Origin of the sequence: Novosphingobium sp. (assembly GCF_965214355.1) — a bacterium.
GTDB lineage: Bacteria > Pseudomonadota > Alphaproteobacteria > Sphingomonadales > Sphingomonadaceae > Novosphingobium.
Genome location: NZ_CBDCBI010000002.1, coordinates 712,490 through 735,139, shown reverse-complemented (window position 1 = coordinate 735,139; position 22,650 = coordinate 712,490). Strand labels below are relative to the sequence as shown.

Here is a 22,650-nt window from a genome sequence, read left to right as displayed (position 1 = left end):
GCGCGCCATGATCCCCCCCATCCTTTCCGCGCTCGCGATGACCGCGATTGTCGCGCTGCGGTACCTGATGGTCAGCGGTGGCTTTGCCTGGGCGACGATGCGCGTGCGGCCCGGGCATTATGCCGCCCTGGGCAAGCAGATCCGCATGGAAATCGGCTGGAGCCTGGTGGCCAGCGTCATTTACGGCCTGCCTGCAGGCGTGATCGCATGGGGCTGGCAGCAGCACGGGTGGACGCGGATCTACACCGATCCCCGCGCCTATCCGCTGTGGTGGATGCCGGTATCGCTGCTCGTCTATCTGTTGCTGCATGACACCTGGTTCTACTGGACGCACCGGTGGATGCACCGGCCCGCGATATTCCGGCGCATTCATGCGATCCACCATGCCAGCCGGCCGCCGACCGCGTGGGCGGCGATGAATTTTCACCCCATCGAGGCCGCGATCGTCGGGCTGTTCGTGCCCGCGCTGGTGTTCGTCGTGCCGATCCACGCGGGCATGCTGGCGGGCGTGCTGATCGCGATGACAGTGATGGGCGTGACCAACCACATGGGGTGGGAAATGTTTCCGCGCGCGCTGGTCCATTCGCGTGCCGGGCACTGGCTCATCACCGCCAGCCATCACGAGCGCCATCACGAGCAGTACCGGGGCAATTACGGGCTCTATTTCCGCATCTGGGACCATATCTGTCGCACCGACCGGGGAATTTCCAATCCATGATCTGGCGCGCATTCATCATCGCCGGGCTTGTGATCCCGCAGATCGCGCGCGCCGAAGAGGGCGCCCCCGCCCCAGCCACCGCCACCGCCGCCGCCGCCGCCATTACGGTTATCGTGACCATAACCATCGCCGGCCTGCGCAACACCCATGGCAACATCCTGGCGTGCCTGACGACCAGGCCCGCGACATTTCCCGATTGCGACAAGGACCCGCAATCGCTGCGCCTGACGGTGCCGGCGCGAAACGGCCCGGCGCTGGTGTTTCGCCATGTCGTGCCCGGCATTTATGCGGTGTCGCTGTTCCACGATGAGAATGCCAATGGCCGGCTGGACAAGACGATGGGCATCCCGTCCGAAGGCTACGGCTTTTCGCGCGACGCTGCGATCTTGTTCGGGCCGCCCAAATTCGATGCCGCCAAAGTTGCCGTGGGCGCGGCCGATATCGTGCTGCCGGTAAAAATCCGCTACATCCTGTGACGACAGCGTCCCGCCCTGCGCCCCCGCCCATCGGCGGCGCGATGGCGCCGTTTCGCAACACGGTGTTCCGGGATATCTGGATCGCCAACATGCTGTCGAGCATCGGTTCGGTGATGCAGGCGGTGGCAGCCGCCTGGATGATGACCGAGCTGACGTCGAGCCACATGCTGGTCGCGCTGATCCAGGCATCGAGCGTGATCCCGTTTCTGGTGCTGGGCGTGTTTGCCGGCGTGATTGCCGATGCCTACGACCGGCGGCTGGTGATGCTGTGGGCGCAAGTGTTCATGCTCGCCGTGTCGGCGGTGCTGTCGGTGATGGGCTATGCCCAGGCGATCACGCCGTATTCGCTGATCCTGCTGACGCTGCTGGTGGGGCTGGGCAACGCGCTCAACGCGCCGGCGTGGCAGGCATCGGTGCGGTTGCAGGTCGATCGCGCCGATCTGCCGCAGGCGATCGCGCTCAATTCGATCGCATTCAATATCGCGCGCAGCCTGGGGCCGGCGCTGGGCGGCATCGTGATTTCGCTGTGGAGCGTCAACATGGCGTTTGCGCTCAATGCGATCAGCTATGTCGCGATGATCGTCGTGCTGATGCGCTGGCATCCGGCCGAGCAGGATCGCATGCGCGCGCCGATCGGCTCGGCGATCATGGTCGGTTTGCGCTTTTGTTTCGGGTCGAGCCCGATTGTCCGCATCCTGCTGCGCGGGCTGGTGTTCGGGTTGGGGGCGGCCGGGTTTCAGGGCCTGCTGCCGGTAATCGTGCGCCAGCAATTCCACGGCAACCAGATTGGATACGGGCTTGTGGTCGGCGCTTTTGGTGCAGGGTCGGTGCTGTGTGCGCTGTGGGTCGGCGCGGTGCGGCGGCGGATCGGCAGCGAAAACCTGATCGGGCTGTCCACGGTGCTGTTTGCCGGATCGCACATGCTGCTGTCGGTCGCGCATGGCCTGCCCATCGCGCTGGTTGCGGCGATGATCGCCGGGGTCGGCTGGATCGCGGTGCTGACCAGCCTCAATGTCGCGATGCAGCTGCGTTCGCCCGATGCGATCCTGGCGCGGTGCATGTCGATTTATCAGGCGGTGGTGTTTGGCGGGATGGCGATCGGCGCCTGGGCCTGGGGCGCGCTGGCGGACCAGGTCGGGCTGGTCGCAACCTTGCGCCTGTCTGCGCTGTGGCTGGCGGTGTCGCTGTTGCTGCGCCTCGTCGCGCCGATGCCCGCGCGTGACGAAGGCCGGATCGAGCCGCCGGTCGTGATCCGAGAGGAACCTGTATGAGCCAGCCCGAGCCCGCACCCCAAACCGCGCCGATCCGTTCGGTGCTGTACATGCCCGCATCCAATGCGCGCGCGATCGCCAAGGCTCCCACACTGCCCTGCGATGCGGTTGCGCTCGATCTGGAAGATGCCGTCGCGCCCGAGGCAAAAGTGGCCGCGCGCGCCGCATTGGTCGAGGCGGCGCACGCCGGCGGGTTTGGCCATCGGCGGTTGATCGCACGGATCAACGCGCTGGATACGCCGTGGGGTCATGACGATCTGGCCGCACTGGCCGCCGCGCCTGTCGATGCGGTGCTGGTGCCCAAGATCCAGAGCGAGGCGGATATTGCCGCGCTGTCGCAGGCGATGGATGCGCTGGGATTTGGCGCGCATGTCGCGCTGTGGGTGATGATCGAAACGCCGCGTGCGGTGCTGGCGATCGAGCGCATCGCCGCGATGACGAGAATGGGGCCGGCGTCGACCCGGCTGGCGGGCTTCGTGCTGGGGCTCAACGATCTGGCCAAGGAGACCGGGATGGTGCAGGCGCCGGGCCGAGCAGCGTTTGTGCCGATCATGGTGCAGGTGTTGCTGGCGGCGCGCGCCAATGGTCTGATCGCGCTTGACGGCGTGTGCAACGCGATCGACGATAGCGAGCGGCAGCAGGCCGAATGCGCGCAGGCGCGCGACCTTGGCTATGACGGCAAGACGCTGATCCACCCGGCGCAGATCGACATCGCCAACACGGTGTTTGCACCCGATGCCGCCGAACTTGCCGAAGCGCACGCGATTGTCGCCGCGTTTGCCGATCCTGCGAATGCAGGCAAAGGCGCGTTGAAAGTCGGTGGCAAGATGGCCGAATTGCTGCACCGTGACATCGCCGCGCGCCTGATCGCCAAGGCGGCGGCGATCGCGGCGCGTTAGAAAGGTCAGAATGGAACATCCCGAACAGTGGCAGAGCTATCTGCCGTTCATCATCATCGCGCTGGTGCTCGCGATCCGCTTGCGCCGGATCAACCGCGAGCGACGGATGCATCTGGGCCGGTTGCTCGTGGCGCCGACGATCATCGTGGTGGCAGCAGGGTACCTCATCGCCGCCGCCACGCCAGATTTGGTCGGCTTGGGCATCGCCGCCGGCGCGATGCTGGTCGGTGCCGGGGTCGGCTGGCAGCGCGCGCGGTTCATGAAAATCGCCTATGACCCGGCGACCGATATTTTCATGATGAAGCAATCGCCCGCCGCAGTGCTGTTCCTGGTTGCGATCATGCTCGTGCGCCGCGTGGTCTTGGCCGAGCTGCCCGTGTCGCACTTTGGCGCGGACGTCTCCCTGGCGCGCGCGATGTGGCCGATCGACGGGTTGATCGGGTTCGGCCTGGCGATGGTGATCGCGCACAACGCGGAATTGTACCTGCGCGCGCGGCGGATGAAAGCCGCGCTCATTCAATAGGCGCTATACCGCCGCGATATAGGCAAAGCGCAACACGAACAGCACTGCCAGCACATACAGCAACGCATTCTCGCGGGTGAATTCACGCCGGAATGCCTTGATCAGCGCGTGCGTGGTAATCCCGAACGCCAGCCCGTTGGCGATCGAAAAGGTCAGCGGGATCATTACCAGCGCCAGAAATGCCGGGATCGCCTCGTCGCCCTTGTTCCAGTCGATCTCGGTCAGCGGCGCCATCATCAGCGCGCCCACCATGATCAACGCGGGCGCTGTCGCGGCCAGCGGCACGAGTTGCGCATAGGGCGCAAACGGCAGCGCGACCAGGAACAGCAGGCCGGTGACGACCGCAGTCAGTCCGCTGCGCCCGCCGGCCTCTACCCCGGTCGCGCTTTCGACATAGCTGGTGACCGTGGTGGTGCCGAGCAACGCGCCAATCATCGTCGCCAGGCTATCCGCCTGGAGCATCCGGTCAAGCCCGGGGATCGAGCCGTCGGGCCGCACCAGCCCCGCCCTGCGCGTGACCGCGACCAAAGTGCCGATGTTATCGAACAGATCGACGAACAGGAACACGAACACGACTTCGAGTATGCCCCAGCCGTGCCCGAACAGCCGCCATGCCCAGGCCGGATCGAGCGCCAGCATCGTGGCGCCCATGTCGGCCCAGCCATGGTGCACCGGCGTGATCGGCGCCATGCCCGTGGCAATGCCGATCGCCGTCGTCATCACGATCGCGATCAGAATCGCGCCGCGCACTTTGGTCAGCGTCAGCGCGATGATCACCGCCAGGCCAAACAGCGCCAGCAGCGGCCCCGGCGCGGTCATCGGGCCCAGTGCGACCAGCGTGTCGGGATTGGCGACGACGATGCCGGCATTTTTCAGCCCGATCAGTGCGATGAACAGGCCGATCCCCGCCGCCACCGCCGCCAGCAGGTGATGCGGGATCACCGAGATGATCATCTGACGCACGCCCAGCTGCGTCAACACCAGGAAAAACAGCCCCGACAGGAACACGCAGACCAGCCCGACCTGCCACGGCAGATGCATCTGCTGCACCACGGTAAAGCTGAAATACGCATTCAGCCCCATGCCCGGCGCCATCGCGATCGGCGCATCGGCCAGAAACCCCATGATCAGGCAGGCCAGCAACGAGCCGATGCATGTCGCGGTCGCCACGCCCGCCACCGGCATGCCCGCCAGGCCCAGGATCGCCGGATTGACCACGATGACATAGGCCATCGTGACAAACGTGGTGAGCCCCGCCACCACTTCGGTGCGGATGTCGCTGCCGCGCGCACGATAGGAAAACCGGCGATCCAGCCAGGTTTGCGTGGCGGGTTCGCAGACGGGGGCGGCGACTGGTGACATGGATTCAACCGGAAAAAAGCGCGCGGAATGTCGCGAGGCACAAATCCTAGCGACCGCAAGGGCATCGCGCCAACGCCCTTTTGCGGGTTTGCGAAACGCACCCGACCGCCCGGTTGGCAGGCCGTTGGCCCGGAACTCCCCCTGCCTGCATCCACGGTCGAAATTCCGGCACAACTTAGTCTTATTTTTACCATGTTGCGCCACAACCGTGGCGTTATCGGTGCGGCCCTCGACAGGACCGCGCCTGCCAAGAGGTACGAATGTCCATGGATGCGCTGCGCGGCTCAAATTTCGGATCGGAAAACAGCTATGAAAACGCCGGATACGATGCCGACGAGGTAATTGTCGCGCCGCCGCCCGCAATCGGAACCGACGAGCGGCGCATGCAGGTCCGCGCGTACAATTACTGGGCGGGTCTGCTGGGCAATCGGCGCTTTCCCGTGCCCGACGATCTGATCGCGGGCAAATTGCCGGACTTTGGCGCCAATGCGGTGCTGCTGCATTTTTCCGACGGGATCGAAGACCCTGCGGTGCTGTTGCTGGGATCGACGCTGGCCGCCGAATGCGGCGCCAGGACGTCGATCGCGCGTCTGAGCGAAGTGCCCGGCCGGTCGGTGCTGTCGCGGATTACCGACCATTATCTGCAGATTATCGGCAACGAAGCGCCGATCGGGTTCGAGGCGGAATTTACCAATGCGCGCGGCCTGGCGATCCTGTATCGCGGCATCCTGCTGCCGTTTTCGACCGACAACGCCAGGATCGATTACATTTACGGCGTGATCAACTGGAAGGAACTGGCCGACCAGCGCACCACCGACGAACTGATGCTCGAAATCGGGCACGCGCTCGACAAGGGGGCGCTGGCGCAACCGGCCGCCGCGATGGCACCCGCGCGCGACGCCTGGCCCGATCTGCCCGAGGAAGCGCCGGCGTACGGCGGCTGGGCCGATGGGCCTGCCGCGTTCGAAACCGAAACCATGCTCGACCTGTCGCCGTTCATCGACGGGCCGGCGATCCCCGCCCTGCCCGATCCGCTACTCGCCCCGCCGCCGGCGCAGGCAGATCCGCACACGCTGACCGAATGGCTGGAAAAAGCGCGCGCCAGTGCGTTGCGCGCGATCGCCAACGAAGATCGCACCCGCCAGTCGCTGTATGGCGCGATTGCGCGCGCGTGGGATTTTGCGCTGGCGGCCGAACATGCGCCAGATGAATACACGCGCCTGCTGGCCGAGGCGGGCTTGCGCATGCAGGACCGCGCACCGCTGATCCCGATCGTCAAACTGGTGTTCGGCGCCGATTACGACAAGACCCGGCTGACCGAATACGCCACCGTGCTCGGCCATGCCCGCCGCGTGAGCCTGGCCAAAGGCGAACTCGCCGATGTGCTGGCGCAGACCGCCGGCGGGATCAAAGCGATCATCGCGATGGAGCGCGCCGCGCGCCGCGGCGACCGGGCGGCGCCCGATACGACCGGCTGGCAGGCCGCGGCACGCGCGCTGCCTGCGCGCCCGTTGAACGAACTGTCGCGCGATGGCGCCGAATTCGCGCTGGTGCTCGTCCGCCGCCTGCCCGGTGGTGATCCGGCGATTATCGGCGAAATCAGCGATGATGCCGCGTTGATCGCGCGCGCGGCCCGGCAGATTTCGGCCGCCTGATGCGATCCCGGTCAGGAGCGGTTCAGGCAGCCGGAGCATAATTGGCTCCGTGCTCCGCAACCCTGTCCCCCGCGCCGCCCTTGCGCTCGTCCTCGCGCTGGGGGCGGCCCCTGCGCAGGCACAGGAAGTCTTGCGCGATGCCGAGACCGAGGCGTTCTTTCGCGAGATGTCGGCGCCGATCGTCACCGCCGCGGGGCTCGACCCCAGGAATGTCAATGTCGTCCTGCTGAACGATGGCGAAGTCAACGCGTTCGTCGCCGGCGGACAGACGGTCTACATGAATTCCGGCCTGATTGGTGAGGCCGACCATGCCGAAGAAGTCCAGGGCGTGTTTGCGCACGAGCTCGGCCATATCGTCGGCGGTCATGCGATCCGTGGGGGCGAAGGATCGCGCCCCGCGGTCGCGATCACGCTGCTGTCGCTGCTGTTGGGCGCGGCGGCGGCGGCAGCCGGATCGCCCGAGGCGGGCCTGGGAATTTTCATGGGCGGAATGACCGCGGCCGAGGGCAAGTACCTGGCGTTCAGCCGCGCGCAGGAGGCAACGGCCGATGCGGCCAGCGTGAAGTTCCTGGCGGGCGCGGGGATTTCCGGGCGCGGTTCGGTCAATTTCTTCCAGAAACTGCAGAACATGGAATACCGCGCCGGCTATCGCAAATCGCCCGATGACGAATGGTACAGCACCCATCCGATGACCGATGACCGACTGACCACGCTGAAAGATGCGTTCGAGCAGGACCCGGCATGGAAGCGTCCCGAGGACCCCGCGCTGCAACGCCGGTTTCTACGGGTAAAGGCCAAATTGTACGGCTATCTGGCCGAGCCGCAGCAGACGCTGACCGCGTACCCCGAATATGTTAACGATATACCGGCGCATTACGCACGCGCCTATGCCTATCACAAACAGGCGTTCATGGACAAAGCGCTGGCCGAAACCGACGCGATTCTGGCGGCCGAACCCGACGATGCCTATGCGCTGGAACTGAAGGGCCAGGTCCTGCTCGAATCCGGGCGACCAGCCGATGCGATCCCCCCGTTGCGCCGTGCGGTTGCGCTGACGCAGAACCAGCCGCTGATCGCCACCACGTTCGGCCACGCGCTGCTCGCGACCGAAGACCGCGCCAATTTTCCCGAGGCCGAGCGCGTGCTGAAAGCCGCCGTGGTCAAGGACCATGACAACCCGTTCGCCTGGTATCAGTTGGGCATGGTCTATGAAGCGAACGGCGACACCCCGCGCGCGCGGCTGGCCAGCGCCGAGCAGGAAGCGATGCAACTGCAGTACGTCGAGGCTTTGCGCAATGCCGAAGCGGCGCAGGCGGCGCTGCCCGCGGGATCACCCGACTGGCTGCGCGCGCAGGACATCGCGATGAGCACGCGCGCGATGGTTGAGCACAAGCGCAAGAAGAAGTAGGCCCGGCGCCATGCAGATCAATCCCGGAAAAAATCCGTCACGCCTTCGCCTCGTCCTCTTGGCGATAGTGCTGTTTGCGCTTGGCGCGGGCTCGGTCGGGCTGATCGGCCGGTTGCGCCCGCACGGCGATGATACGGTTTCGGCAGACCTCGCGCGCGCCGGAATCGATCCGGCCAGACGCGTCGCATTCGAGGAACTGGTTCACGCCTATATTCTCGACCACCCTGAAATCCTGCCCGAAGCGATGGACAAGTTGCAGGCGCGCGAGGCCGCTGCCCGGCTGAAACCCGTACGCGCGGCAGTCGAATCACCCTTTCCCGGCGCGATCCTGGGCAATCCGGCCGGCACGGTGACCATGGTCGAATTCAGCGATTATTCGTGCACCTATTGCCGGGGCAGCGTCGCCGATATCAATGCGTTGGTCGCGGCCAATCCCGATTTGAAAGTCGTGCTGCGCGAATTGCCGATCATCGCGCCGGCCAGCGAACCGGCGGCAAAGATGGCGCTGGCCGCCGCCGCGCAGGGCAAATTCGGCGCGTATCATGCCGCGATGTTTGCCGGCGAGCGGCCCGACGATGCCAGCATCGCCGCCGCCGCGACCACAGCCGGGCTCGATCTCACCTCGGCGCGCGCCTATGCGGCGCGGGCAGAAGTGCAGCAGGAAATCGAACACAACCTGGCCTTTGCCCGGCAACTGGGCGTCAGCGGCACGCCGGCGTTCACGATCGGCGGGCAGATCATTTCGGGCGCAGTGGGCAAGGACAAGCTGCAGGCGGCGGTCGATGCAGCGCGCAAGGGCGTGACGCCGGCGTGATCTGACTTTGCCGCGCGTGTCGCAACGCCGGCGCGATTAACCAGGTTTTTGCGCGAAATCGCCCATCTTCGGGCCACGACAGCGCCATTTGGAAACCGATCCTTAAACCCCTGATGCTTATAAACGTCTGGTTATGGACCAGAAGGCATCTTTTTGCGGGCGCTTTGACCCGTCGCGCAGGCCGGACGCGCCGGCGCGCGGGTTCTGGTGGACTGTGCTGATCGGCGACGAGGCCGGTGCGTCGATCGAATTTGCGCTGCTTGCCCCGATGTTCATCGCAGTGCTGCTGGCCATCATGAACACCGTGCTGATCTACCTGGCGCAGGAAGGGCTTGAAAGCGCGTCCGAACAGGCATCGCGTCTGCTGCTGACAGGCCAGATCCAGACATTCCAGTCCTATAACGGTGCGACCCAGAACACCGGCATGACCGCCGCGCAGTTCAAGTCCGCCATCTGTGGCACGCTGTCGTACAGCGCGAGCGCCAATGCCTCGACCCAGACCAGTTTCGGGGGGAGTTTGCTGCCGCCATTTCTGGATTGCAGCAGCCTTTACGTCAATGTCGTGCCGGCGAGCAGTTTTACATCGAGCAACACGACTCCGCCGACGCTGTCGGTCGATGCCAACGGCAATATCGTCGGCACCAGCTTTTCGGTGCAGAGCGGCGCGACCACGCAAAACCAGGTGCTGGTCGTGCAACTGCTGTACCTGTGGCCGACCGTCACCGGCCCGCTGGGCATGTCGATGGGCAACACGCCCGCCGGCAACCGCATCCTGACCGCAACCGAAGTCATCAACACCGAGGGCTATCCATGCCCGCCAGGGACGGTCGGCACATGTTGAGACGCCTTGCACGCGAAACGAATGCATCGGTCATTCTGGAATTCGCCATCGCCCTGCCGCTGTTGCTGACGCTGTATATCGGCAGCTACACCGTGACCGACCTGATCGCCTGCAACCGCAAACTTGGCGTTGCCGCACGCACGCTGGCCGATCTGCTGGCGCGCGGGCAGTCGCCCGGCGCGATTACGGCGAGCCCGAGCACATTCAATGCCACCAGCTACATGAACGCCGCTGTCATCACACTCACGCCTTATGGCGTGGCCAGGGCGACCGAAGACGTGGCCCTGCTGCGGATCTGCGACGCGACGCATGCCTATGTCGTATGGTCGCAGGCCCAGACCCAGGATGGCGCCGGCACCGTGACGGCCACGACCCCGACGGAGACCGCGGGGAAGTTGAGCGCGGCCAGCGTCGTGCCGATACCGTCGACGCTGATCCCGGCAGGATCGCCATTTATTCCGGTTTCGCCCGACGGCAGCAATGTCTGCACTAATTATGCGGCCAGCACCAGTACCACGACACAAGTCGGGACTGCCGGAGGCTATATGTACATCGGCCAAGTATCCTATACTTATATGCCATCCTATACTTATGGTTTTACGTCGGTCATTCCTTTAAGCTATTATGTGTACATGGTTCCAAGGCTTACTTGAGGGTGCGTTCGTGATCAAATTTCTTTGTTCTTGTGCGCGCCGGTTCGTGGTGGATCTGCACCGGGATACCGGAGGCAATGTCATCATGATGACCGCCATCGGCATGCTGACGCTGACGTTCGCAATGGGTTTCGTCGTCGATTACAGCCGTGCGCAAACCGTGCAGACGCAGCTCAATGCGATTGCCGACTCTGCCGTACTGATGGCCGTCGATCCGCAGATGCTGTATGTCAAAGCGCCGCAGCCCCATGATGCCGCCGCTGCGGTGTTCAATTCGCAAGCGGCGACGCTGAGCGGCATCACCAACCTGCAGGTGGCGGTCAACGTGCTCGACGGGAATGGCACCGGCAGCCTGCGTTCTGCAACGGTGGGATATACCGCCCAGTCCACCAACATCTTTGCCAGCCTGCTCGGCATGCCCAGCCTGTCGATTTCGGGAATTGCGGCCGCGACGGCGGCGCAACCGCCAAGCCTCAATTTCTATGTCGCGCTTGATACCAGCCCGTCGATGCTGTTGCCGACGACAACCACCGGCATCTCGTCACTGGCAGGTGGCGCGATCTGGTCGGGTGAAAAGTATTTTTACGGACGCAGCGACGGCTGTGACTTTGCCTGCCATGCCACCAACATGCAGGTCTGGAACCTGGGCACGTATGTAATCGACAATAACAAGAACGCGATTTATCTTACCAGCAGTGGTTCGGTCCCGTTCTATCGCGTTTCGTGTTCCAGCGGCACCACGTACGCAGTCTATGACAACAACAATGTGCAGGTTGGTACAAATGGGTCCATCCTGAATTCGGAGAGCTATTGCACGACCACTCCAGCATCCGGTCCGGCGAACAATCCTGTTACATTGAAATATCTGCCACTCAATAAAACAAACATCGCTACGAACTATGTCACGGTTTCGGTCAGTTTCCCCGACACCTGGTGGCTGGCGCAAAACTACAGCGTGGTAAACCCCGGCGCTGCAGCGATCACCTTGCGCAGCGATGCCGCAACGGCCGCGGCCGCCAGCGTTATCCAGACCGCATGGACCGCCCAGCAGAACCTGGCAGCGCAGCAGAACCTGACCGCGCAGAACGCGTCGGTCGTCTACAATATGCAGTTCTTCACGTTCAATATCACGCCTGTCGCAGGTAGCGGTGCATCGACCAGCAGCAGCCCGATCCCGCTGAGCACCACCTCGCCGTTCAACGCGATGACCGGGGTAGAGACTCTGGCGAATTCGGCGTTTCCTGACTTGGGTGACAACGCACCGCAGATCGTATGCAGCGGAACCTGCGCCTATTGGACCAGCACCTCGATCACGACCAACAACCACGACACCGATTTTGGCGCCATGCTCAAGGGCATGACCGCCCGCCTACCCAATCCGGGTGGCACGGGCCTGACCACCGCCACGCCCCAATCGGTAGTGCTGATCGTGACCGACGGCCTGGAAGACACCGCGGCGGGAACAACGGCGCTGACCACCAGCGACCTTGCATTGTGTACCAAGATCAAGGCCGCAAATACCTACAACGCGCGCATCGCGATCCTGTACACCCAGTACGATCCGGGTACGATCAACTATACGGCCAATCCCAGCTTCAATTCGACCGCGAGCAATGTCGTGCCCAATATCGCAGCGGCGCTGCAAAGCTGCTCCACCCAGAATTCCGACGGGTCGTACCTGTTCGTCACCGTTGCCGCCAATGGCGACATTGCTGCCGGGCTCAACCAGCTGTTCCAGTCGGTCGTCCAAAGCTCCTACCTGGCGCGCTGAAACAACCCTGAAAGCGGGGCCCCGTCAGGGGAGGGGGGTGGCCAATGCTGCGATCATATCGAAAACCCGGTATCGGCCGGCCGTTCCAGGCCATGCCCGTCCGGCCCGGTTTCGTGCCGCCACAACATCACCACCGACAGCAGCGCCGCCAGGCTGATCGCGCCGAAAAACAGCAACACGGCGTCATACCCTTGCGGATGCAGCGGCCCGGCCCCGGCGGCATCGGCCAGCGCGCCCGCCACCAGGTTCGACAGCGCGATGCCCAGCGACTGGATCAACGTGATCAGTCCCAGCGCCGTGCCCAGTTGCGCGCGCGGCACGATCATCGTCGTCGCCGGCCAGATCACGGCGGGCACCAGGCCCCAGCTGATCCCCATCAGCACGGTCGAAACCCACGGGCTAAGATCCGTCAGCCCGAGCACTGCCAGTGTCACCGGCAGCAGCAATGTGCCGAACACCAGCATCATCGCGCGATTGCCGAACCGGTCGGCCACCAGCCCGAACAGCGGCGTGGCAAAGATCGCCGCGGCAAAGACGCCCGAATTGACCTGGCCCGCGGCCGCCAGCGACAGATGCTTGGCATGCTGGAAATATTCGACCGCATAGGTCTGGCGGAACGGAAAGAAGACGGCCGCATAGAGCACATGCAGCCCCAGGATATACCAGAACGCCGCATCGAACCGCAGGCGCGCCCAGCCCGCCGGCGCCGGCGCAGCCCTTGCGGACACGCGCGCCACCGGACGGCGCGCATCGAGCATGGCGAACACCACTGCCGCCGCCAACCCGACCACGGTCATCCCCGCGCCCAGCCACAGCGGCGATTGCCACCCTGCATCATACAGCGGCCGCGCCCAGGTCGACGATGTGTTGCACAGGAACGAGCCGACGCGCGCCAGCGACAGGAACACGCCCGTTGCCAGCGCAATCCCTGCACGCCCGAACCACAAGGCCAGCCCGGCGACCAGCGCGATGAAGATCGACCCTTCGGCAATGCCGAAGATCAGCCGCCCCAGCCACATCACCCAATAGGGCGATCCGATCGCGGTCATCACCGCGCCCACCACGCCGATCGCCGCTGTCCACAATGCCACCCGTGCCGCACCATGCCGGTCGATCAGCACCCCGCCGACCAGCGCCAGCACCACGTTGGGCCAATACATCGCCGCGTTCAGGCTGCCGATCTGTCCTTGCGTAAACCCGCGCTGGCGGATCAGCAGATCGGCGATTTCGCCAATGACATCGGTTTCGTAATACGTCGCCAGGATCGCCAGCGCCGCCACCAGCAAGGCGATCCAGCGCGAGGGAAACGCCGCATCCCCCAAACCATCGGCATCCGGCCAGGTTTCGATCCCGACCGCCTGCTCCACCACAGCCGACACGCCTTGCCCTTTCCGTCACGCAAACCTGTCGCCACAAGCGCAAGGTTGCGTGTCGCAATGATGACAATGCGGGCAGCGCCCCGCGCATTCACAGCCTGTTATCGACACCCGTGACCGTAAAAAGCGACCGTTCGCGTCGTGCGACTACCGTGAACCCCGGCTATCTCCTGCAGGCGCCCAGGTCTGGGTCTGGCATAACACCCTGATGCACCCCGCTGAGTGCGAGGTTCCGGTCCGCCATGATCTGAAGGTACGAGAGGTATGTCTTTCCAGCGCGGCGGCGGATAGCCGGGTCAGCCGCTAGCGGTTCATCGCGGGGGCTTCTCGCAGGTCAGCTTTGCATCACGCAGGACATATCCTGCGATCAGCGGGTTCCAGCCGATATCGGGCTTGCGCACCAGACGAAGGCCGGGAACGCGGAGCAGGTGATCGAGAAAAATCGCGGACTCCTGCAATGCGACCTGCGCCCCGGGGCAACGATGTTCGCCATCGCCGAACGCAAGTCCGGCCCCCGCACCTTTGGCAGAGACCGCCCGGTCCAGGTCGATCGCGTGCGGGCAACTGCCGAACACCGCGGGGTCACCATTGGCGCCGCGCACATCGATCATGATCCTGGGTGGCGCAGCATCGCCGGGTATGGTCCGATACAGCATCCCCACAACCGGCTCGAGCCGCAGGATTTCTTCCAGAATGGCGATGCGCGCAGGCTCGTCGCCACCCAGAAACCGCGCACGCAGGTCGTCGCGCTCGAGCAAGTGCCATCCGGCCATCGTGATGAATTCCCGCGTCGTGATCATCCCGGCTGCACCATACGTCAGGCATTCCGTCAGGATGTCGCGGTCGCCATAGCCCTCGTTCAGCAGGTGCGAGATGACGTCGTCGCGCCGCTGGCGCCGGCGACTGCGGATCGCCGGTTTGACATCGCGCCACAGGAAATTGAGCGCCCGGACCTGGCCGCGGGCAAACGCAAGCAGCATGCGGACGCGCGATCCGCCCGATGGCATCCCGTCAACGAGCGCCCCCAGACGCTTTGCCATTCCGGCAGGATCGCTGTCGGTCAGCCCGACAATCTCCGCAGCGATCGTTACGGCCATGTCCAGGCCCATGTCATCGAGCCGGGCCGATCCCTTGGCCTCGAATTGCGCGACCAGCTGATCGGTCGTGCGCACCATCAGCGCGCGGTAGCCCGAGGTGACGACACGCGGGGCGAAAAAGCGCGCGGTGGCGCCGCGCTGGCGCCGGTGTTCCGCGCCATGCTGATAAAGGACCGGGGCACGCGTCAACGAAACCTTGTTTATCAGCTCTGCCATAAATCCCGCCTGTCTCGCTTCGGGATTGCGCAAAAGCGCGCGCGCGCCGGCAAAATCAGTAAGGGACAAGAGCGACTCGCTGCCACCGTTGGCCTGGGCGACACCACCCGACTTGCGATCGTCGCGTGCGGGACATGGCGATGTTGCGATAGATTGATCGGGCACCTTGCGCTCCACTTTTGATCCACTATAGATCAAAAGTAGCATCGTTATGTCGGGAAACAAGGGCAATGACGAAAGCCGATCCACGAATAGCCAAAACGCGCCAGGCCTTGCGTTCCGCCCTGATGACGCTTGTTTGCGAACAACCGTTCGAAAAAGTGACCGTGCAGGATATCGCCGCGCGCGCCGGGCTGGGTTACGCAACGTTCTTTCGCCATTACCCCAGCCGCGAAGCATTGCTGGCAGATATTGCCGAGGGCCTGATTGGCGACCTGGTTCTGCTGGTTGCCCCGCTCATGCACACGCGCGACACGCCTGCGGCAGCACGGACCTTGACCGAATTTGTCGAGGCGCGCCGTTCTGTGAGCAGGGGGTTGCTCGTTGGCGCAGGCGACGCAATGCGGCGTGATATCACCCAGCGTGCGATTGCGATGGCCAATGGGGTCGACGCGGATACGCCTGCCTGGTTGCCGCGTGGACTGGGAATTGTCCACGGCGTCGGTGCCACGTTGTCGATCCTCGGCTGGTGGCTGGAACACGAGCCACAGCGGCATCATGCCGACGTCGCCGGGCTGATCGATCGGCTGGTCTTTGCGCCGCTGTCGGCCAGATGAAAGTGGCGTGCGGCGTGCACAACCTTTGCGTGCAGTGGCTGGTGTTCGAGATGACGCCCCGCGCTCAAACAAACACGAAATTTGCCGATGTCAGCTGCCCCATTGTTTCATGGCTCAGCGTGATCTGGTCGTGCGCATCGTACGCTATTACGACATTGGCGCCCGATTGCGTCATCGCGTGGGCGACGGCGGCGTAGTTGGCGAACAGGGTCTTGTCGAACTGCAACACGTCGTGTGACGCAGCGCCCGGCGCAAAGCCATTGATCTGTTGCAGACCGAAACCGCTGTGGAACGCAAAGGTGTCCTGAATGCCCGAGGCGGTGATCGTGGCGCCGGCGGTGCCGGTGATGGTCATGCCAGAGGCGACGGCGGCGATCGACTTGGTGCCCGCCACCGTGCCCCTTGCCGCTGCCGGCTGGTTGGTGATTTCCACGACCAGCGGATCGGCGCCCACCGCCAGCGTGATCGCCGACGTGTTGGTATAGACCGCGATCGGCGCGGTGCCCAGGATCGGGTCGTAGACATTGATCAAGGCCTCGACATTGCCGAAATGGATCGTGTCGCTGTGCGACACGGCCGCGATTGCGGTGTGCGTGGTGTTGTTCCAGATCTTCTGTTCGTCCCACAGCACCACGTCGAACGTGTTGGTCGATTTCTGCAGGACCATCGAGCTGGTCGTCGCATCCGCGCCGCTGATCGTATAACTCACGGTGCCGGGGGTATACGTCGCCGGACCGCCGCCCAGGATCGTGGTCAGGTCATGAAGCGCTGTGGCCGCGGGCTTGGCGGTGTTGGTATAATCGAACAGACCGTAGTGGTTGCCGGTGCTGGTGCCCGTGGGATCGGCATAGGCATCGAGCAGTTCGTAGACGAATACCGTCGCCGCGCCTGCCGATTTCGCATCGAAAATCATGTCGAGATTATAGATTGCCTGGGTATGGCCATCGACCCCGCCCGATGCGGAGTTCAAGGTCGAATAGCCGGTTTCGGTAACGACGAACGGCTTGCCCGCAGGCACCGCCGCCATGTTCGATTTCAGGTAGGCCAGCGGCGCATTGGCGTTGTTGGCATAAGGGTGGATCGCGGCGTAGTCGTAGCCGGTGGTCGAGGTCGCGCCGGCATTCATCGTGTAGCTGTAGACCGTGGTGCCGTTCAGCGTCGCGTTGGCCCCGATGTCGGTATAGAGCGCATTCTGAAAGGCCACCGCAGCGGCCGCGCCGGTCAGCCCGTTGTAGCTGGCGGCGAAATTGTTGACTTCGTTGGGCCCTTCGATCGCCGCGATCGATCCGGGATGCGCGGTGGCGAACGCAGCGAGTTGGGTGACACTGTTGGCAGGCGTGCTGTTGGCATAAAGCAGCATGTCGAAGCGGATGCCGCTGCTGGCCGCCAGATTGTACGCCGCCTGGCCGGTCATGCCGGTGAAGTAGGCGTCGGTGCGGATCAGGCTGACCCCCAGGTATTTCAGATCGGCCAGATCGGTCTTGATGTTGGCATATTTGCCATCGGTGTAATCGATGGCCGCGTCGACGCCGATGGAGGCGACGAAAGCGGCGGCGGAGGTCGGGGTTGCGTTTGTCATGACCGTTCGAATAGTCGGCAAGCGTCTGACGCCGTTTTACCAGACCTGGTGAAACGGGGATTCATTTCCAAAAATATGTATTGCCAACAAATACATGAATACCGTTTATCGCGATGCGGGGCGATACGATTACGTACCTCACCGCATCGTCGATAGAGGCGTTCATCCGTCGCGGCGATGGCGCCCCAGCCGTGCCAGCGCCTCGCGCACATCGTCGATACGATACGGCTTGCGGATCCAGTCGGTGCAGCGATCGTCAGCCAGCGACGGATCGGGCAGGTCCTGCGCCCCGCTCAGCAGCAGGATCGCCAGATCGGCATGCATCGCGCGCAATTCGCGCGCCAGGCCGATTGCACGACCATCGGGCAGATCGAGATCGAGCAGCACCGCATCGTAGCCGCCGCCGCTGGCGCGCACTTTGCCCAGCGCTTCGGCGGCATTGGCCGCCTCGTCGATCGCATGGCCCGCGCGCATCAGCGCCTCGGCGCTGAGCACCCGCACGCGCGGGTCGCCCTCGACCAGGAGCAGCCGTCCCGACCGCCCCGAATCGAGCACATCGCGCACTTTTTCCGACAGCGCCTGATAGGTGAACGGCTTGGGGATCATTTCCACGCCCGGATCGAGCCGCCCGCCATGCACGATCGCATTGCGGGTATAGCCGCTGGTGTACAGCACCTTGAGCTGCGGGCGGATCAGGTGCGCCGCCTCGGCCAGTTCGCGCCCCGACATCATCGGCATCACCACATCGGTCAGCAACAGGTCGATCGCGATATCCGCGCGCTCGATCGTGCGCAGCGCGGTCGGCCCGTCGGGCGCTTCCAACACGCTGTAGCCCAGCTCGCGCAGGATTTCGACAGTGTACACGCGCACATCGTCATCGTCTTCGACCACGAAAATCGTCTCGCCGTGCCCGTCGTGCGGGTCGGCAATGGCGGCCTCGTCATCGGCCAGCACCACCTCACCCACCAGACGCGGCAGGTAGATCTTGACCGTCGTGCCCTCGCCTTCTTCCGAATAGACTTTGACGTGGCCGCCCGACTGCTTGACGAAGCCATAGACCATCGACAGCCCGAGGCCGGTGCCCTTGCCAACCTCTTTCGTCGTGAAAAACGGTTCGAACACGCGCGCGACCACATCGCGCGGCATGCCGCTGCCTGTATCGCTGACCGCGATCACGACATAACTGCCGGGCGCGACTTCGGCAATCGCATCGGCATAGGCCTGGTCGAGCCAGGCGTTCGCAGTCTCGATCGTCAATTTGCCGCCGCCGGGCATGGCATCGCGCGCATTGACCGCCAGGTTGAGCAGTGCGCTTTCCAGCTGGTTGGTATCGGCCTCGACCCGCCACAGGCCCGGCGCGGTCACCGTTTCGAGTTGGACCGTTTCGCCCAGCGTCCGCTTGAGCAATTCGGACATGCCCGCAATCAGCCGGTCGGCATCGAGCGGTTGCGGCGCCAGCGGCTGACGCCGCGAAAACGCCAGCAGCCGCTGGGTCAGCCCGGCGGCACGATCCGCGCCTTTCAGCGCATTGCCGATCGCGCGGCGAAGACGGTGGTTGGCATCCTCGTCGCCGAGCATGCGCAGCGCCATGTCCATATTGCCGGTGATCACGGTCAGCAGATTGTTGAAATCGTGCGCGATGCCGCCGGTCAGCTGGCCGACCGCCTCCATCTTCTGCGCCTGGCGCAGCACTTCCTCCACCTCTTCGCGCTCGGCCACTGCCGCTGCGATGCGTTCCTCCAGCGAGGCGTTGAGATCGCGCAGCGCCGCCTGCGCCACGCTGCGCTGGTTGATCTCGCGCTGCGCAGCGTCGAACAACCGCGCGTTGTCGATGGCGATTGCGGCCTGCGACGCGATCGCGACCGCCATCTGTTCATGCGCGTAGGTGAACCGGCCGGGCTCGACATGGCCGAAGAACAGCGCGCCGATGACCTCACCGCTTCGCGAAACGACCGGCAGGGTCAGGTACGAACGCACCGGCAGATGGTCTGGCGGCATGCCCTTGTACGGCGGGTTCTGGCCATAGCGCGGGTCATTGAGGATATCGTCGGAGCGGATCACGGGACCACCGCCGAAGGTCGGCTCGAACAGCGCGGTAATGCGCGGCATCGGCAGGTGGGCAAAATCCTCCGGCGGCGCGCCCGACAGCGTGTACAGCATATAGGCTTCGCCATCGGTGTTGGTGTGGTTGTAGAAAAACGCGCCGAAGCTGGCGCCCGACAAGTCGACCCCGGCATCGGTCACCATCTGGACCACGCGCTGCAATTCCAGTTCGCCCGCGATCGCAGTGCCGGTCTGGTACAGGCGTTCGAGCACCAAGTTCTGCCGCGCCAGATCAGCCTCGACATCGACGCGTTCGGTCACGTCGGTACCCTGGACGAAAATGCCCGAAATCTGGCCCAGGTGGTCGGTCATCGGCTGATAGACGAAATCGAGATGCCGCCGGTCGAGCGGCGCATCGGCCGTGCGCGCCAGATTGACCGCAACCCTTTCGGCAACAAACGGCTTTCCGGTGCGGTAAACCTCGTCGAGGACCGCAATATAGCCCTGCTCGGCAACTTCGGGCAGCGCCTCGTGCATCGGTTTGCCGATGATATCGCTACGCCCGGTCATGGCCAGATATTCGGGATTGGCCAGTTCGAACACGTGATCGGGCCCGCGCACCACCGCCATGAATGTCGGTGCCTGCTCGAACATCTGGCTCAGCCGTTCGCTCTGGCGGGTCAGCTGCGTGTTGACTTCGCGCAGCGCGGCCTCGGCCTGGCGGCGCACCACGGCCAGCTCGACATTGGTCGATACGCGCGCGATCAGCTCGCGCGCGCTGAACGGCTTGACCAGGTAATCGTCGGCGCCCGCCTCGATGCCGTCGACCCGCGCCTCTTCGCCCGCACGCGCCGACAGCATGACCACCGCCAGATCCTGCAACGCGGGATCGTCGCGGATGATCCGCAACAGTTCAAACCCGTTCAGCCGCGGCATCATCACATCGGTCAGCAACAGATCGGGCCGCGCGCGCCGGATCTGTGCCAGTGCCGCCTCGCCATCGGGCACGGTTTCGATATCGAACCGCGGCTCCAGCAGTCGGCGGACATAATCGCGCATATCGGCATTGTCGTCGGCAAACAGGATCTTCAGTCGTTCGTCACGTGGCCGGCCCGAACCAACCGGCCACGCGCGCAGTTCCCGCTCTGGCGGCGCGCTTGCGTTGTCTTCGGGAATCCAGCGCAGCGCTTCCTCGACAAACCCGGCCGCGCGGGCGGGCACGGCCGCAAGCACCGTGGCGGTTTCCTGCACCCGGATGTCCGATTGCATCGGGATGGCGATGGTGAAGGTGGATCCCGCGCCCGGTTCGCTGGCGACCGTGACATCGCCGCCGTGCAGATTGACCAGTTCGTGGACGAGCGCCAGGCCGATGCCCGATCCTTCGAACGTGCGCCCGCGCGCGCCCTCGATGCGGTGAAACCGTTCGAAGATCCGCGCCAGGTCGCCTTCGGCAATGCCGATCCCGGTGTCGCGCACCGTCAATTGCGCCATGTCGCCGATTTCGCGCAAAGTAATCGCGATTTCGCCGTCGAAGGTGAATTTGAACGCATTCGACAGCAGGTTGAGGACGATTTTTTCCCACATCTCCTGATCGATATCGATCAGCCGCGACAGGGGCGGGGTATCGACGCGCAGTGCCAGCCCGGCACGTTCGGTTGCCGAGCGGAATGACGAGGCCAAGTCTGCGGTAAACGCGCCAAGGTCGGTCGGGCGGAAATGGGTCTTTACCCGTCCCGCCTCGATCCTCGAAAAATCGAGCAGGGTGTTGACCAGTTTCATCAGCCGCACGCCGTTGCGATGCGCCGCCTCGACAAGGCCAAGGCTGGCCGCGGGCAACGTATCTTGCGCCAGCATTTCCTCGAGCGGGCCGAGCAGCAGCGTGATCGGCGTGCGGAATTCATGGCTGACGTTGGAAAAGAACGCGGTCTTGGTGCGGTCGAGCTCGGCCAGCGCCTCGGCCCGGCGGCGTTCCATCTCATAGGCTTCGGCGCTGACGAACGCGGCGGAAATCTGCCCCGCCACGAGGTTGAGGAACCTCTGGTAGCCGTCATCGAACAGCCGCAGCGGGTTCAATCCGACGATCAGCACCCCGCCCCGGCCCTGATCGCCCACCACCGGCAACAGCACCGCAGTCTTGATCGCGACACCCTCGACGCCGGCAGGCGCATTCGCGCCCAGCCGCTGTGCCGCATCATCGATCACGATCGCCTCTCGCGCCGAAAGCGCAGAACCGATCGGCCATAGCAGCGTATCCAGCGCGATGTGCGCAGGCGCGCAGGCGCTGCCGCCCGCGATCTGCGACGCAGCCGTCAATGTCAGCCCGCCGCGCTCGGCATCGGCCATGTACAACAGCGCAAAGCCGATATCGCGCGGGTTGCTGCCCAGCGCCTGTTCGACCGCAAGCCCGGTCTCTACCCGGGTTCGTGCATCGGCAATCCGCGCGCCAAGGTCGCTCAACAAGGCCAGCTGGCGTTCGCCGACGACCCGCTTGGTGTCTTCGGTGTTGAAGCAGATCACGCCGCCAGGCTTGCCATCCTCGCCCGGGACCGGGCTGTACGAAAATGTGAAATACGTTTCTTCGGGATAACCGCTGCGCTCCATCAGCAGGAACTGCGATTCGACATAGACCCCCTCGCCAGCGATAGTCACCTGATCGAGCAGCGGGCTGATATATTCCCACAGTTCCGCCCAGACTTCGCGGGTGGGGCGGCCGAGCGCGGCCGGATGGCGGTCGGCGATGATCGATTTGTAAGGATCGTTGTAAAAATAGGTCAGGTCCGCGCCCCAGCCGACCCAGGTCGGCTGGCCCGAGCTCAACATGATCTGGAGCGCGGTTTTCAGGCTTTGCGGCCACTGCAGCGGTGGCCCAAGCGGCGTTTGCGACCAGTCGTGCGCGCGGATTCGCTCGCCGAGATCGCCGCCGCCCTTCAGAAATGCCCACGTCGCGGTATCTGTTTGTTGGTCACCCGCCGCCATGCACCATTATCCTTTGCACGGAGATCGCACCCAAGCGCGCATCACCACAAATGCGAATCCGTACCATTATCATCAAGGCATTCTATTCATGTTGGCAGGTCTTACGAGGCAAGGCGATAACCCACATGGGGCGGATGCGTGACAAAAATGTGCACTTGTACACGAAGATGTCGCGCGTTTCTTAGCTGTCAGATCT

General features: G+C 64.2%; 17 protein-coding genes. 12 read left to right on the top strand and 5 right to left on the bottom strand.

Annotation, left to right across the window (positions count from 1 at the left end):
- Positions 1-7 precede the first annotated feature (7 nt).
- Genes ACOOE2_RS04090 through ACOOE2_RS04070 form a run of 5 tightly spaced genes read left to right on the top strand, consistent with a single transcriptional unit; the run spans position 8 to position 3,887 of the window.
- Positions 8-718 (top strand): sterol desaturase family protein, encoded by a 711-nt coding sequence (locus ACOOE2_RS04090; protein ID WP_420381750.1) that lies wholly within the window; start codon positions 8-10, stop codon positions 716-718.
- Entirely contained in the window at positions 715-1,194 is a 480-nt protein-coding gene (locus ACOOE2_RS04085) for a DUF2141 domain-containing protein (RefSeq protein ID WP_420381749.1), read from the top strand. The genes ACOOE2_RS04090 and ACOOE2_RS04085 overlap by 4 nt, the downstream gene beginning before the upstream one ends.
- A complete protein-coding gene (locus ACOOE2_RS04080; RefSeq protein WP_420381748.1) occupies positions 1,191-2,465 on the top strand; it encodes an MFS transporter in 1,275 nt (424 codons plus the stop codon). Before ACOOE2_RS04085 ends, ACOOE2_RS04080 begins: the two co-directional genes overlap by 4 nt.
- Entirely contained in the window at positions 2,462-3,364 is a 903-nt protein-coding gene (locus ACOOE2_RS04075; protein WP_420381747.1) for an HpcH/HpaI aldolase/citrate lyase family protein, read from the top strand. Before ACOOE2_RS04080 ends, ACOOE2_RS04075 begins: the two co-directional genes overlap by 4 nt.
- A gap of 10 nt (positions 3,365-3,374) precedes the next feature.
- Positions 3,375-3,887: a hypothetical protein gene (locus tag ACOOE2_RS04070; RefSeq protein WP_420381746.1), complete on the top strand. Its 513-nt coding sequence runs from the start codon at positions 3,375-3,377 to the stop codon at positions 3,885-3,887.
- 3 nt (positions 3,888-3,890) lie between these two features.
- Here ACOOE2_RS04070 and ACOOE2_RS04065 read toward each other — a convergent pair whose 3' ends face one another.
- On the bottom strand, positions 3,891-5,249 hold the full coding sequence (locus tag ACOOE2_RS04065; protein ID WP_420381745.1) for an NCS2 family permease: 1,359 nt from the start codon (positions 5,247-5,249) through the stop codon (positions 3,891-3,893).
- A 260-nt stretch (positions 5,250-5,509) separates the two neighbouring features.
- Here ACOOE2_RS04065 and ACOOE2_RS04060 point away from each other — a divergent pair, with 260 nt between their 5' ends.
- The 6 genes from ACOOE2_RS04060 to ACOOE2_RS04035 all read left to right on the top strand — a co-directional run bounded on the left by ACOOE2_RS04060 (position 5,510) and on the right by ACOOE2_RS04035 (position 12,391).
- Positions 5,510-6,904: a hypothetical protein gene (locus tag ACOOE2_RS04060; protein ID WP_420381744.1), complete on the top strand. Its 1,395-nt coding sequence runs from the start codon at positions 5,510-5,512 to the stop codon at positions 6,902-6,904.
- Between the two features lie 49 nt (positions 6,905-6,953).
- Positions 6,954-8,312, top strand: coding sequence for a M48 family metalloprotease (locus ACOOE2_RS04055; protein WP_420381743.1), 1,359 nt, complete (start codon positions 6,954-6,956; stop codon positions 8,310-8,312).
- A 10-nt stretch (positions 8,313-8,322) separates the two neighbouring features.
- Positions 8,323-9,126, top strand: coding sequence for a DsbA family protein (locus ACOOE2_RS04050; protein WP_420381742.1), 804 nt, complete (start codon positions 8,323-8,325; stop codon positions 9,124-9,126).
- A 133-nt stretch (positions 9,127-9,259) separates the two neighbouring features.
- Positions 9,260-9,967, top strand: coding sequence for a TadE/TadG family type IV pilus assembly protein (locus ACOOE2_RS04045; RefSeq protein ID WP_420381741.1), 708 nt, complete (start codon positions 9,260-9,262; stop codon positions 9,965-9,967).
- Positions 9,961-10,620 carry a TadE/TadG family type IV pilus assembly protein gene (locus tag ACOOE2_RS04040; RefSeq protein WP_420381740.1) on the top strand — a complete coding sequence of 220 codons (660 nt, stop codon included), beginning with the start codon at positions 9,961-9,963 and terminating at the stop codon, positions 10,618-10,620. Before ACOOE2_RS04045 ends, ACOOE2_RS04040 begins: the two co-directional genes overlap by 7 nt.
- A gap of 85 nt (positions 10,621-10,705) precedes the next feature.
- Positions 10,706-12,391, top strand: a complete 1,686-nt coding sequence (locus ACOOE2_RS04035; RefSeq protein WP_420381739.1) for a Tad domain-containing protein — start codon at positions 10,706-10,708, stop codon at positions 12,389-12,391.
- 53 nt (positions 12,392-12,444) lie between these two features.
- On the opposite strand, the gene ACOOE2_RS04030 is transcribed toward ACOOE2_RS04035, so the two are convergent.
- Together ACOOE2_RS04030 and ACOOE2_RS04025 are read right to left on the bottom strand one after the other, a co-directional pair.
- Positions 12,445-13,770 carry an MFS transporter gene (locus tag ACOOE2_RS04030; protein WP_420381738.1) on the bottom strand — a complete coding sequence of 442 codons (1,326 nt, stop codon included), beginning with the start codon at positions 13,768-13,770 and terminating at the stop codon, positions 12,445-12,447.
- Positions 13,771-14,078: 308 nt separating this feature from the next.
- Positions 14,079-15,080: a cytochrome P450 gene (locus ACOOE2_RS04025; RefSeq protein WP_420381737.1), complete on the bottom strand. Its 1,002-nt coding sequence runs from the start codon at positions 15,078-15,080 to the stop codon at positions 14,079-14,081.
- A 230-nt stretch (positions 15,081-15,310) separates the two neighbouring features.
- Between ACOOE2_RS04025 and ACOOE2_RS04020 the strand changes: the two genes are divergently transcribed.
- Positions 15,311-15,856: a TetR/AcrR family transcriptional regulator gene (locus ACOOE2_RS04020; RefSeq protein ID WP_420381736.1), complete on the top strand. Its 546-nt coding sequence runs from the start codon at positions 15,311-15,313 to the stop codon at positions 15,854-15,856.
- A 64-nt stretch (positions 15,857-15,920) separates the two neighbouring features.
- Here ACOOE2_RS04020 and ACOOE2_RS04015 read toward each other — a convergent pair whose 3' ends face one another.
- Both ACOOE2_RS04015 and ACOOE2_RS04010 read right to left on the bottom strand, forming a co-directional pair.
- Positions 15,921-17,435: a calcium-binding protein gene (locus ACOOE2_RS04015; protein WP_420381735.1), complete on the bottom strand. Its 1,515-nt coding sequence runs from the start codon at positions 17,433-17,435 to the stop codon at positions 15,921-15,923.
- A gap of 162 nt (positions 17,436-17,597) precedes the next feature.
- Positions 17,598-22,454 (bottom strand): response regulator, encoded by a 4,857-nt coding sequence (locus ACOOE2_RS04010; protein WP_420381734.1) that lies wholly within the window; start codon positions 22,452-22,454, stop codon positions 17,598-17,600.
- Positions 22,455-22,650: the final 196 nt, after the last annotated feature.